Below are 14,353 nucleotides of genomic sequence, written 5' to 3'. Positions count from 1 at the left end.
TTCAGAAATTGGTGTATAATCTTAGGTACTGTGTCGCTTTACAGCACAAAAAAGTTGCAGATTTTCAAACGGTTTTATTGTATGATATGAGGAAGCTTTAATAGACGATATTTAGACAGACAAACTTAACACATTGATCCGGAAGAGAATGGGGGGAGCAGCATGACCGAACTTACGACTACCGTCAGCAAAAGCAACTCTAACAATCTGCTGCGACGGGACGTACGGTTCTTGGGGAACATTTTAGGAGAGGTCTTGGTTCACCAAGGCGGTAACGAACTGCTAGAGATCGTGGAGAAGATCCGCGAGACCAGTAAATCGCTACGCTCACTATTTTTACCTGAACTGCATAGTGAATTTAAGGAGTTAATCAATTCTTTGGATCCGGAGAACCGTCATCAGGTAATAAGAGCGTTCGCCATTTATTTTCAATTGGTGAATATTGCCGAACAGAACCACCGGATTCGCCGTAAACGTGACTATGAACGTTCAGCTGGGGAGACAGTTCAACCCGGTTCTATAGAAAGCGCTATTCAAGAGCTTCGTGAACGTGATTTCTCTCATGAGGAAGTCAACGAGATTATTGAAGGATTGTCTCTGGAACTTGTAATGACGGCACATCCAACGGAAGCCATGCGCCGTGCGATTCTCGATATTCATAAACGGATATCCGATGATGTTATGGGTCTTGATAACCCTACTCTAACTTTCCGTGAACGTGAACAGCTTCGCGAGAAGCTATTGAATGAAGTGATTACGCTTTGGCAAACGGATGAGCTACGTGACCGCAAGCCGACAGTACTCGATGAAGTGCGTAATGGAATGTACTATTTCCATGAGACTATTTTCCATGTATTGCCGGATGTGTATCAAGAGCTTGAACGCTGTCTGAGCAAATACTATCCTGGACAGAATTGGCATGTGCCAACCTACTTGCGTTTTGGATCATGGATTGGTGGAGACCGTGATGGTAACCCATCGGTAACCTCAACAGTCACTGCGCAGACTTTACGCATGCAGCGTAAGCTGGCCATTCGTGAATATCAGCGGATTATGCGTGAACTCATGAAATATCTAAGCTTTAGCACAAGTATTGTTAAAGTGACGCCTGAGCTAGTAGAATCCATCGAAGCTGATCGTGAGATCATTAACCTAGGCAAGATGGAAGAATGGCGCAATGACAACGAACCTTACCGAATTAAACTTAGCTACATGATCTCTAAGACACAAAATGTTTTGGATGATGAGAAAAAAGATACTCCTGAGCGTTATGCTACACCTGAGGAGTTCATAGATGATTTGAATGTCATTGACCGCAGTCTACGGCATCACTATGCCGACTATGTGGCCGATACCTATATTAAAAAGCTTATCCGCCAAGTGGAGCTGTTCGGATTCCATACAGCAACTCTTGACGTGCGTCAACACAGTCAAGAACATGAGAATGCCATGACAGAAATTTTGGCGAAGATGAACATTTCGCCGGATTACTCTAAGTTGACGGAGATCGAGAAGATTGATCTGCTGGAGAAATTGCTGAATGATCCACGTCCGTTGACCTCTTCTTACCAGACTTACACTGAAAGTACAGAGGAGTGTCTGGCGGTTTACCGGACGATCTTCGCATCGCAGGAAGAGTACGGCAAACAATGTATCACAAGTTATCTGATCAGTATGGCGGAAGCTGCAAGCGACATTCTGGAGGTTATGGTCTTCGCCAAAGAGGTAGGACTATTCCGCAAGGATAACGACGGTACAGTTGTATGTACCCTGCAAGCTGTGCCACTTTTTGAAACGATTGATGATTTGCATGAAGCACCGCAAATTATGCACACACTGCTCAGTATGCCGATCTACCGTGATGCGGTAAGAGCAATGAATGATTTGCAGGAAATCATGCTTGGATATTCAGATAGTAATAAAGATGGCGGCGTGGTTACTGCTAACTGGGAACTGCGTGTTGCCCTAAAAGAAATTACAGCGACAGCCGATCAGTTCGGAATCAAGCTGAAGTTCTTCCATGGTCGTGGTGGAGCGCTCGGCCGTGGCGGTATGCCACTTAACCGCAGTATTCTTGCTCAGCCAGCTTCGACAATTGGCGGAGGGATTAAGATTACCGAGCAGGGAGAAGTGATCTCCTCCCGTTACTCGATGCAGGGGATTGCTTACCGCAGTCTGGAGCAAGCGACATCTGCGCTTGTAACTGCAGCAATTAGTGCGAGAGTGCCACAAGCGGATCTTTATGAAGAGAAATGGGAAGAGATTGTTGCCCGGATTTCTGAAGTCTCGCTGAACAAATATCAGGATTTGATCTTCCGTGATCCAGATTTCCTGACTTATTTCAAAGAATCAACACCTCTGCCTGAGGTTGGAGAGCTTAATATCGGTTCCCGTCCTTCCAAGCGGAAGAACAGCGACCGTTTTGAAGATCTGCGTGCAATTCCTTGGGTATTTGCATGGACACAAAGCCGTTATTTGCTCCCAGCCTGGTACGCTGCTGGAACCGGACTGCAGAGTTTCTATGAGGGTAAGGAAGAGAATCTGAAGATAATGCAACATATGTATGAGAACTTCTCATTCTTTACTACACTGATAGATACGCTGCAAATGGCTATTTCAAAAGCGGACTTGATTATTGCTAAGGAATACGCCAGCATGGGCAAGAACGAGGAAGCACGTCAACGGATATTCGGCCAGATTGAAGATGAATTTAATCTGACCTCTGAGCTGATCCTGAAGATTACAGGCCAGCAGGATATTCTGGATAACGTTCCTGTGATTCAAGAGTCGATCAGACTCCGTAATCCATACGTTGATCCGCTTAGCTACCTGCAGGTTCAATTGCTATCCGAGCTTAGAGCGCTCCGTGAAATCGATGGAGATGATAGCGAACTGCTTCGCGAAGTATTGCTTACCATCAACGGCATTGCCGCCGGTCTTCGGAATACCGGCTGATATAGTCTTAACAACAAAAAGTCCGCCCTATTTGGGGCGGACTTTTTTTGCCTAATACAAGTTGTTGTGATCATAAACTGTATATTGCTGCTGTGAACTTTACTTGTGCCTAAATATTGGAGAGTCAAACCCGATATTTTTTTTATTACCCTACCCAAGTAACCGAGATGTAATCGGAGGTAAATAACGTGGCACTTATTACTTCGGTGATGGAGCAGCGTAGAGAATATTTGGAACTGTAGGAGCGCCAGCGTTCGCCTTTATCCTCAGATTTCGACCGCTATATGCGGTTTATAATCAGGAAATGTGAGGATAACAGCGACCGGAAGTCCAAATATTTCTCGGAGCCGCACTTAATCGCCTATACCAAGTTGTCCAGTTTTTAACTCAGTTTACATAGAAGGTTACAATACAATCCTTGATTTTTACACAAACTTGAATTACGATTTAATTGCTTGTACCGTGGATATTTGCGAAGAAATACCAAGGGCGGCAAGTCTGGGGGAGTTAACAGGTGGAGAATTTGGAAGGCAGATTGACAAAGCTCGCCTTGAAGGGCGACCAAAGGGCATTTGCCGAGCTTGTGGAACTATATAAAGACAAAATATATCATTTAGCTTACAGGATGTTGAACAATCGCCATGAGGCGGAGGATATTGTTCAGGAGACCTTTTTGCGTGTGTATAGGAATTTGGATCGTTATGATGATAAACAGAAGTTCTCCACATGGATTTACCGGATTGGAACGAACCTCTGTATAGATAGATTGCGTAAACGAAAACCAACCTATTCGCTGGATGCTGAAATGAACGATCAGGAGGGCCTTGATGGCTACTCGTTGATTCCGAGCGATAATGTGACACCTGAGACCGAACTATTGCTCTCTGAGACGCAGGGGCTAATCTATGAGGCGATTGACAGTCTGCCTGTGAAATACAGGTCGGTGATGATTCTGAGGTACCTGCAGGATCTGTCACTTCAGGAGATTAGTGATGTCCTGGATATGCCCGTGACTACGATTAAGACGCGTGTACACCGAGGCCGTGAATTTTTGCGTAAAAAATTAGGCCCAAAAATGTAAAAATAGATTTTTTTTATGAAACATCTTTTCGAGAGCGACGTATGTAAGTTAAGCAAGTCTTATGTGTCCTGACCCTTTGTCTTAGGATAATTAAATAGCACTCATGAAAGGATTGGCTCCTATGGAATGCAAACTGGCCGTCTCTATGATGCATGACTACTTGGATGACGACTTGCCCGAACAGCAGCAGAGGGAATTGAAGGAGCATCTTCTATCCTGTCCAGATTGCCGTGCAAAGTTTAAAGAATTGGAACAGACAGATATGTTGATGTTCTCCCTAATGCATCAGAATCCTGTAGCTTCAGATGATCTTGTGAGCCGGATAATGAGTTCATTGCCAAAGACTAAGAAAGAAAAAGCCTTTATTACCTGGATCAAGAGACACCCTGCACTTACAGCGGCATCTCTATTCCTTGTCGTTATGCTGATGAGCACCGTAACTTTTTGGAGTCCAGACAGACAGCTTGTAGTTAGAGGTGTTGATTTGGATCAAGTGGTCATCAAAGGGGATACTGTAATTGTACCTTCCGGCAAAATAATTACCGGAGACCTTACCATAGAGAACGGTAAAGCACAGGTATATGGAGAAGTGAACGGCAACGTGACAGTCATTGACGGATCTCTATATCAGGCTTCAACAGCTCATATTTCTGGGCAAGTCAAAAGCATAGACCAGGCAGTAAGCTGGTTCTGGTATAAAGTGACGAACATGTTCTCTGAAGTTGCCTACCGTTAATGCGGGCAGTGGTTACCTTGAGCAGGAATATTAATTAGCGCCTCTTTTTCCGGAAAGATGGCGCTTTTTTGTTTCCTTAAATTGGGTGGTTTCGGAAAGGATTGAGGGACTAAACTTGCAACTGAAGCCCGAACGTTATAACCTAGATATGATACAGAGCTAACAGACATTTTACATAAACCCAGCTAATTTGAAATGACGGGGGTTTTAGGCAATGAGTTATTTTACTGAGCTAACATGGAAAGATTCCATTAAAGATATAATTGATATCCTAATCGTCAGTTACATTATTTATAAAGTGCTTAATATGGTACGCGGGACGCGGGCGATTCAGCTTTTAAAAGGGATACTGGTTCTGGTCTTGATTTGGGCGGTAAGCACAATCTTGGACTTGTATACACTTAAATGGCTAATGAATCAAATGTTTACATTCGGGGTCTTAGCTGTCTTTATCATTTTCCAGCCGGAACTACGAAGGGGACTGGAGCAGCTTGGACGGGGCAGATTTTTCGGACGGGCTGGAGAAAGTGACGAAGAGATCAGTAAGTTAATCGGCGAAGTGATTAAAGCCGTGAATTATTTATCTCGCAGAAAAATAGGGGCGTTAATCGTTTTTGAGCGGGAGACGGGGCTAAACGAATATACAGAGTCAGGTATACCCATGCGTTCCCTGGTCAGCTCCGAATTACTCATTAACATCTTCATTCCCAATACACCTCTGCATGACGGAGCCCTTATTATGCAGGGAAATCAGATTGCTGCGGCTGCTTGTTACTTGCCTTTGTCCGAGAATCCTTTTATCAGCAAAGAACTGGGAACCCGTCATCGCGCTGCTATAGGAATAAGTGAGGTTGCGGACTCGGTGTCTGTCATTGTCTCAGAGGAGACAGGGCAGATTTCCCTTGCAATTAATGGCCAGATCGTGAGAGACATTAAGGAAGAATCCATGATATCGAAGCTCCATCAAGAGCTTAGTGTAAGTTCATCGCTGAAGGAGAAGGGTTCAACTTTCTGGAAACGGAAGGGGGACAAGAATCATGGATAAGTGGATGAACAATAACAATTTCAATAAGATTCTGGCCCTTGTGTTCGGGATCATTTTGTTTACGATGGTTCATGTCGATACTGCGCCTTCTGGACAGACAACAGTGGATATTAAAACAAAAACTATTGAGAATGTGAAGATTGAAGTGACCGGCCTTGACGAGGATAAATATGTCCTTGAACCTTTGGCTGTCGACAGTGTGAGTCTGGAGGTAGCGGGTAAAAATTCCGATATCTCCTTTCAGTTCTCGGATGACTATAAAGTAATGCTTGATCTGACTAAGGTCGAACCTGGAGATACCACGTTGCCACTTTATTATAAACTGCCAAAAGGTGTATCCCTGGTAAGAATGAATCCTAAAGAGGTTACCGTACATGTAGAATCACGGAATACAAAGTCTTTTCCCATATCCTTGGTTACGAAGGGGAAACCTGCAGAGGGCTACCAAATAGGCACCCCGGTCCTGCAGCCTACAGATACTGTCGAAGTCACACTTGCTGATAATGAACTGAGCAAGGTAGCTAAGATACAAGGAACCATTGAGCTTAACGGTGAGAATGAGACATTTAAAGAGAAAAAATTGAAGCTACACGCTTATGATAAGGATGGAAATGAAATTAAAAATGCTGTAATTGAGCCTTCTACTGTATCCGTGGAATTGCCGATTACCTTACCGTTTAAGAGTTTGCCGCTGGAGATTGGCTTTACTGGACAACTTCCGGATTCTCTCGTATTATCCAAATTGACACCTGAGCAGGAAGCAGTCGTAGTGTATGGACAAGCAGAGGCTTTGGCAGCTTTATCAGCCTATGAAGCCACTGTTAACCTTAGTGCAATAGATTCTGCTGGAACGAAACAAGTAAAGGTCGATTTGAAGCCTCCGGCTGGAACGGAGAAAGTCATGCCCGAAGCTGTGAATGTTTCATTAACCATCTCAGAAATTGCTGAGCGGACGATTGAGGCGGTACCTGTCAAGCTTCAGGGTGTGGGGGATGATCTGGAAGGAAGTATTGTTAATCCTTCAAGCAAGGAAATAGCGCTTACCTTAAAGGGTGCGCCTGCTTTACTAGATCAACTTGATAAGAAAGATATAGGGGTTGTGGCTGATGTTAGCGGTCTTTCGGCTGGAACTCACGAGGTTTCTTTGCGGGTATCGCTGCCCCAGTTTATCGCACTAGCCAATTCAGGGGTGCCTCTTACTGTGACCGTGCAGCTGTTATCACCTGCAGCGCCAGTTCCTACACCTCATCCAGATACGGGGGGGGTAACTACTACTCCTGAGCCAAGTTCTGAACCTGTTATAGGTGATGAGGAACCTACGGAGAAGCCCACTCATAGCGGAGAGGCTGGAGCAACACCAACGCCTGTACCAACGGATACCAATCCGGAGAATAACGGCACAGCTAACACAAGTACGAATTCCGAAAATCCTGTAGGTACGGGCGGGACGTAATCTTTTGAGCCCAGAGGTACACCAAAATAGTATGCAAATCATATGATAGTACATTAAGCTAACGTAGCGTATTCAAAGGAGAAAAATAATGGGGAAGTATTTTGGAACAGACGGTGTGCGGGGAGTAGCAAACCGTGAATTGACTGCAGAAATGGCTTATAGCATTGGCCGTTGTGGAGGATATGTACTAGCGGGTAACTTGGATAAACCGAAGGTTGTTATCGGAATGGATACACGTATTTCCGGTCCTTTATTGGAATCCGCGCTGATTGCGGGCTTATTGTCTATTGGAGCTGATGTAATCCGTATAGGCGTAGTTAGTACACCTGCTGTTGCCTATATTACGAGATTGTTAAAAGCAGACGCAGGCGTCATGATCTCAGCTTCTCACAATCCGGTAGAGGATAACGGCATTAAGTTCTTTGGTGGGGATGGCTTCAAGCTAACAGATGAAACCGAACTGCAAATTGAAGAGCTTATGGATGCGGAGGTAGATGAATTGCCTCGTCCTATCGGTTCAGGTTTAGGTATGGTTACCGTAGATAATGATGCTAAGTATCTTTATCTGGAGTATTTGAAAACTACCATTTCTCAGGACTTTAAGGGAATCAAGGTTGTACTGGACTGTGCGCATGGCGCAGCTTATGAGCTTGCTCCAAGACTGTTCAGAGAGCTTGGCGCTGAGGTGATCTCTATCGGGGCTGAGCCAGATGGATTGAATATTAATGATGGATTTGGTTCGACACATCCAGAGACTTTGCGTGAAGAAGTCTTACGTCATGGAGCTGATTTGGGACTTGCTTTTGACGGAGATGCAGACCGCTTGATCGCTATTGATAATAATGGTGATGAAGTCGATGGTGACTTTATCCTTTGTATTTGTGGCGATGCGATGAACCGTGCAGGTAAGCTGAAGGATAGCACGATTGTATCAACCGTTATGAGTAACATCGGATTTTATAAAGCTACCGAGAAATTATCCCTGAATACCGCTAAGACAGCTGTAGGGGATCGTTATGTTATGGAAGAAATGCGTCGTGGAGGCTTTAATCTAGGTGGAGAACAGTCTGGACATGTTATTTTCCTGGATTACAATACTACTGGTGATGGTATTCTTACAGCTATTCAGCTGGTAGACACACTTAAGGCTACAGGCAAACAGCTTAGCGAAGTTAAGAGTATGATGACTAAATACCCGCAGGTGCTGGTCAATGTTCGTGTACAGGATAAGACTAATTACCCTAACAACGTAGCTATAGAAGCGGCTATCGCTGAAGTAGAAGGCAAGCTAGGCGACAATGGCCGTGTGCTTGTACGTCCGTCAGGTACGGAATCTCTAATCCGCGTTATGGCAGAGGGACCGGATAAGGCAGATCTAGATCTTTATGTGAATCAAATTGTGGAAGTAGTTCAACGCGAATTGGTATAATCCATTACCTTAACTATAAGGCTGGTGCAGTGAGCGAGAGCGATTCGGACTCGTTGCACCAGTGTTATTTTATTTTAGGATTAGATCGTTTGAACTGGTTTTGTAAAATTTAGGTTGGTGCGCCATTGCCAAAGTACTACAAGGTGCATATAATAGATTAAGTGTCATTCTAGAAGGAAAGCGGGGATTGTGAGGTTAGCAATAGCAAGCGCCAGAGCTTGGTCTAGCGCGGGGGAGAAGTGAAAGCTGCTTACTTGTTATGTAGGCTATGGCTTGAACGGATCACGGCAGACGTAAGCTGACGAGGTGGAGGTGTTCGAAATGTTCGGCGGGGACCTCCCGGTGATGCACCAGAGCCGTAAATGGATACGGAAAATGAAAGGGCGACCTTTCACACAACGTTTTCATGGGTGCAACAAATTATATTATTCATGTGTGCGCGCATCAGAAGGAAACACGTTATTTCTGCCACGGCAGAGGAGAAGGCTGTGCATTTCATGAACATTAGAATGTAAGTGACAGTTTATTTTGTTGATCCTAAAATACAACAGAATATTTGCTTTTTCTCAAAAACATGCCGCACGGCACGTTTCTTTCCTTATGCCGCCACATTACGATAACTCGGACGGGGGAAATTATAATGTGTGGTATTGTAGGATATATTGGTAATCAGAATTCGCAGGGGATCTTGGTTGAGGGCTTGAAGAAATTGGAATATCGTGGATATGATTCCGCTGGTATTGCTGTATTTACCCAAGAAGGACTACAAGTAGTGAAAGCTCAAGGCCGTTTGGCGAATCTGCAGTCGAAGCTCCAAGACAGCCCGCTGGCAGGTAGCGCAGGTATCGGACACACACGCTGGGCGACTCACGGTAAACCATCCGATGAGAACTCACATCCACATACGGATAACAGCATGAAGTTCTCGGTAGTTCACAACGGTATTGTCGAAAACTATCTGGATCTGAAAGAAGAGCTGATCGCTGGCGGATGCCACTTTGTCTCTGAAACAGATACAGAAGTTATTTCACATCTGATTGCTCGCGAATATGACGGGGATATCGTGAAGGCTGTACAAAAAGCGATTACGTTCATGCGCGGTGCGTTTGCATTAGGCGTCCTGACTGAATATGAACCAGATAAACTGGTGGCTGTGCGTCAAGCTAGCCCGCTCATTATCGGTCTTGGCGAAGGAGAAAACTTTATCGGGTCAGATATTCCTGCACTGCTTGAATATACCCGTAACGTATATATTTTGAATGACGGCGAAATGGCTGTGCTGACAAGAGATGCTGTCGAATTGATGACGATTGAAGGCAATTTTATTTCTCGGGAAATGATTACTGTCGATTGGGATGCAGTTACCGCAGAAAAAGGCGGCTACGAGCATTTCATGTTGAAAGAAATACACGAGCAACCTAAGGCTTACCGCGACACAATGCGTGGTCGCATCAATGCGGAAGGCAACAAGGTTGTATTGCCTGAATTGAACATGACTGAAGAACAAATCAAGAACATCCGTAACATTCAAGTCGTTGCTTGCGGAACAGCATACAACGCAGGTGTGGTAGGACGTACTATGATCGAATCCTTGGTTCGTATTCCGGTTGAGAATGATATTGCTTCGGAATATCGTTACCGTTCACCAATCGTGACTCCAGAAACTTTGGTTATCGTAGTCAGCCAATCCGGTGAGACTGCAGATACTTTGGCAGCTCTGCGTGAAGCACAAGCTAACGGGGCACACGTATTGGCGATCACTAACGTAGTGGGCAGCTCTATTGCTCGCGAAGCAAACGATGTGTTGGTAACCTTGGCGGGTCCGGAAATTGCAGTAGCTTCGACCAAAGCTTACACTTCACAATTGATCGCATTTGGATTGTTTGCTCTTTACTTGGCTGAAGTTCGTGGAACACAAACCGAAGCACAAGTTACTAAGATTCTTGCAGCTATGCAATCTCTGCCAGAGCAAGTGGAAGAGATCCTAGCTCAAAAAGAAGCGATCAAAGGTTATGCTGAACAAATTTCTGAGCACAAAAACTTGTTCTTCATCGGCCGCGGCGTAGACTACGCTGTTGCTCAAGAAGGATCTTTGAAGCTGAAAGAAATCTCTTATATTCACTCCGAAGCTTATGCTGCAGGTGAATTGAAACACGGTACATTGGCTCTGATCGAAGAAGGTGTTCCAGTTATTGCCCTGGCAACTCAGGAAGCTGTACTTGAGAAGACCGTCAGCAACATCAAAGAAGTGAAAGCTCGTGGCGCAGACGTGCTGGCAATCACTCACCAAGAGCATTTGACTGACCTGCTTAGATCAGTTGATCAAGTGTTCGTGATTCCAAAGACACTTCCAATGCTGACAGCAGCTTTGTCCGTAGTGCCTCTGCAATTATTGTCTTATTATGCTTCTCTTGCGCTGGGTCATGATGTGGATAAACCACGTAACTTGGCGAAGAGTGTTACTGTGGAGTAGGTTTGGTGATATAAAAGTACAGTTGTTGTTGTCCAGTGACATTAAAGATGTGAAGTGGACATTAAAGATGTGAAGTGGACATTAAAGTTATGAAGTGAATATTTAAGCTGTGAAGTTGTTTAATGTAAAGATTGGACAACAACCTAGACTATAAAGCCGTCCTGAGATCATAGGACGGCTTTATATTTTACTTAATAGGATCTAAACTAAATTTGAATTTTTGGTTTCTTTAAATTCGTTCTGTTGATGTTGGATGACAACTAAGTTAATAACTGACGGAAGTCATCAAATAAAGTGCCTTTTGTGCTTTATTTTTTTGGATATGACATAACGAATATTGAAAGTTGACTATAAGAAAATCGCCTAATTATTCGAAGGCGGTTTATTGAGTTATTGTGTCCCGTTAGAATTCCTGTAAACTGAATAATTTGGAGTTTGAACAAAAACGAGCGCCTCGGTAACATGGGAGTTGGATACGGGTCTACAGCCCTTTTAATCTCACCATTTAGGAGGTCGCTCTACTATGAAGTTTAAAGCTCAAGACAAGCAAAATCAACTCATTGAAAACATTACCGTTCATCATTTGGTCATTGGCGTAGACATCGCCCAAGAAGTCCATGTGGCCCGCGCGGTCAGCTTTCGTGGGATTGCTTTGGGAACTCCGCTCGAATTCGGTAACCATCGTGAAGGGTTCGATCTGTTCGAACGCTGGATCCAAGATCTACTCAAATCCTACAAACTTAGCAGCGTCATAGTTGGTATGGAACCCACTGGCCACTACTGGTTTAGCCTGGCACGTTGGCTCCTCGATCAAGGCATGGAGCCCGTTCTGGTTAATCCTCATCTCGTCAAAAAGAACAAGGAAAACCGAGATAATACACCGTCTAAAAGTGACCATAAAGATGCGCTTGTCATAGCAGACATGGTCAAAAACGGGTACTACTCCCCTGTTCGTTTTCATCCCGAAGATTACGAGGAACTACGTATTCTAATGGCGAACCGAGAGACGGTTACCAAGCGCCTCAACGCTGCGGTTAATCAGATTCATCGCTGGGTAGACATTGTTTTCCCTGAACTTCGTCAGGTTTTTAAAATCCTCACTTGCACCAGTGCAATCGCAACACTCCGACTCTTCCCCTTGCCAAAAGAGATCCGTCTGTTAAATACGGAACAGGTCCTTGCCGGTTGGAAGCAATATGTAAAGCGTCATGCTGGAGTTAAACGTGCTGAGCTACTCATTTCACTTGCGAAATCCAGTGTGGGTGCCACTCAGGCACTCCACGCATACAAGCTCCATCTTGGGCAATTGCTCGAAGAATATGACCTGGCCCAGCGCCAGCTTGAACAAATTGAGCATGAGCTCCGCCTCATTCTTAAGCGTATTCCTTATGCACAGAAGCTCCTTGAAATACGAGGCATCTATGTTACGAATCTAGCTGGTGTACTCGGTGAGGCTGGTGATCTAAGCGGATATACGCACGGAAATGCTTTACTGCGTCATGCTGGGTTAAATCTAGCTGAAGCTAGCTCCGGGAAATGGCGAGGAAAGATGGTGCTCAGCAAACGAGGCCGGCCACGTTTACGTCATTTTCTTTATCTCATGACAATGAGTATGGTTATGACAAATCCGGAGATACGAGCGGCACATCGTTATAATGTAGAGGAAAAGAAACTGAAGAAGATGAAATCCATTATGAAATTAATCGGTAAAGTAGCGAGAATGCTAGTCGCATTGGCTAAAAGCAGTACCGCTTACGAACCGATCAAGGTATTCCCACAAGCAGCATAAAACCAATTAATCCTCATCGACTCATGCATTCGCAGGATAACAAGAAGCACGGAGTATCGGGAGACGTTACGCAAAAGGGCTCGGACCCGTTCCGTTAGAAAGACCGACCTCCACCCCTTAGTTAGATGTGACGAAGGAATGAAAGGGCTATGACCCGTTGAGACATGGGAGTGAGAATCGCTAGGGCGAAGTGGAGACGTGCATATAATGGAACAATATGGGTGATCCTTATTCACCCTTATTTACGCATGCCCAATTCCCCATCTCCCAGCCACCGGCTCCTTCATCATCCTCTTCATCACTTTAACTACAGGATGAAATCCTGCGAATTCATGAGTCTGAGTGAGGAAACTGAATCATTTCGAGGGAGTGTAACAATCATTTTGTGGAGTCAAATTACTATCTTCAAAATAAATTGACATGATTTTAGACACGTTATCTGTAATTTTATTATTAATGGATTGAGTAAAGTCTCATCAAACCAAAGGAATTGCTGATTGCCCTATTTTGAGGTGATTTCAAATGTACAAACATAAAATGTAATGTTATTAATTCAAGCTTTTGCAGTATTGGGTTTATGCGTTATGATTTATCGTGTAAAATCGCATCGGATTCTGTAGCTCTACTAGCATATGGTATGTATATTCTACTATCGTATGTGTATTGGAAATCGAAGTACGCAGCCTTCATTGTATTTTTAGTCTTTTTGTTTTTTATGTTCTTTATGTTATTTCTTGATATCATCATTCCAGGAGGATTGTTAGATACTTCCAATATAATTTTGCAAAATAGTATGATTGTTATTGGTACAGTTGCACTTGTTTCATGTACGATTTGGTTCTTTGTACTTAGAAAGAAAAACAAGTATAGACTTGATAAAACAAGCTTCACAGAAAACTGTGAGGCTTGTTTGTTACTCTTATGTCATGAAAAAATCAACTAAAGAAAGAAGATGAAATAAATGTTAAATAGGTTCTCCGTGTTCATTGATAAGAGAACATCCGTAACTGTTGTGAAAAGAAAATATCGTGATTGACTAAAAAATTACTAGAGTGAATATTTCGATGAAATAGAGCCATCGTTCACGTAATGAGTGAGCCAGTTCTTCGGAAAAATTAAGCCACCCTCGAGTGGCGGCTCCGTGATGATGATTTGGCTAGTTAATTTATAAGTCCTTTACGTTTACTCATCGATTCCATGCCTTCAAGTGTGATCGTGTATGATGAGTATACGGTTCGATCAAGAATAGCGTCTGCCAGTGTACTTTCTCCAATTTTACCGTGCCAACCAGCATGAGTAAATTGTGAACAGAAAATTGTTGATCCAATTTGATGGCGTGCTTCTACGATCTCAAGCAGGTCTCAGGCCTCAATTTCTTTTAACGAAACTAGG

At 43.9% G+C, this 14,353-nt stretch carries 9 protein-coding genes; 8 read left to right on the top strand and 1 reads right to left on the bottom strand.

The window, feature by feature from the left end:
* The first annotated feature begins 162 nt into the window (after nt 1-162).
* The 8 genes from ppc (at nt 163) to MHH86_RS27935 (ending at nt 12,961) form a co-directional block, all read left to right on the top strand.
* The gene (gene ppc, locus MHH86_RS27970) at nt 163-2,955 is read left to right on the top strand and encodes a phosphoenolpyruvate carboxylase (RefSeq protein WP_036681287.1); all 2,793 of its coding nucleotides are present in this window, start codon (nt 163-165) and stop codon (nt 2,953-2,955) included.
* Nucleotides 2,956-3,469: 514 nt separating this feature from the next.
* Nucleotides 3,470-4,036, top strand: coding sequence for an RNA polymerase sigma factor SigW (gene sigW / locus MHH86_RS27965; protein WP_036681288.1), 567 nt, complete (start codon nt 3,470-3,472; stop codon nt 4,034-4,036).
* Between the two features lie 121 nt (nt 4,037-4,157).
* Entirely contained in the window at nt 4,158-4,772 is a 615-nt protein-coding gene (locus MHH86_RS27960) for a zf-HC2 domain-containing protein (RefSeq protein ID WP_036681404.1), read from the top strand.
* A gap of 214 nt (nt 4,773-4,986) precedes the next feature.
* Nucleotides 4,987-5,817, top strand: coding sequence for a diadenylate cyclase CdaA (cdaA, locus tag MHH86_RS27955; protein WP_036681290.1), 831 nt, complete (start codon nt 4,987-4,989; stop codon nt 5,815-5,817).
* Nucleotides 5,810-7,270, top strand: coding sequence for a CdaR family protein (locus MHH86_RS27950; protein ID WP_051491181.1), 1,461 nt, complete (start codon nt 5,810-5,812; stop codon nt 7,268-7,270). The genes cdaA and MHH86_RS27950 overlap by 8 nt, the downstream gene beginning before the upstream one ends.
* Nucleotides 7,271-7,358: 88 nt before the next feature.
* Nucleotides 7,359-8,699: a phosphoglucosamine mutase gene (gene glmM / locus MHH86_RS27945; protein WP_036681292.1), complete on the top strand. Its 1,341-nt coding sequence runs from the start codon at nt 7,359-7,361 to the stop codon at nt 8,697-8,699.
* Nucleotides 8,700-9,339: 640 nt separating this feature from the next.
* Nucleotides 9,340-11,172: a glutamine--fructose-6-phosphate transaminase (isomerizing) gene (gene glmS, locus MHH86_RS27940; protein WP_036681297.1), complete on the top strand. Its 1,833-nt coding sequence runs from the start codon at nt 9,340-9,342 to the stop codon at nt 11,170-11,172.
* Nucleotides 11,173-11,695: 523 nt separating this feature from the next.
* Nucleotides 11,696-12,961: an IS110 family transposase gene (locus MHH86_RS27935; protein ID WP_036684113.1), complete on the top strand. Its 1,266-nt coding sequence runs from the start codon at nt 11,696-11,698 to the stop codon at nt 12,959-12,961.
* Nucleotides 12,962-14,121: 1,160 nt separating this feature from the next.
* Here MHH86_RS27935 and MHH86_RS27930 read toward each other — a convergent pair.
* On the bottom strand, nt 14,122-14,310 hold the full coding sequence (locus MHH86_RS27930; RefSeq protein ID WP_306019514.1) for an ATP-binding protein: 189 nt from the start codon (nt 14,308-14,310) through the stop codon (nt 14,122-14,124).
* Between the last annotated feature and the right edge of the window lie 43 nt (nt 14,311-14,353).

This window comes from Paenibacillus sp. FSL F4-0097, assembly GCF_038593125.1.
GTDB classification, from domain to species: domain Bacteria; phylum Bacillota; class Bacilli; order Paenibacillales; family Paenibacillaceae; genus Paenibacillus_AQ; species Paenibacillus_AQ odorifer.
Note: the sequence above shows the minus strand (reverse complement) of the source record. Positions and strands in the feature narration are given on the sequence as shown.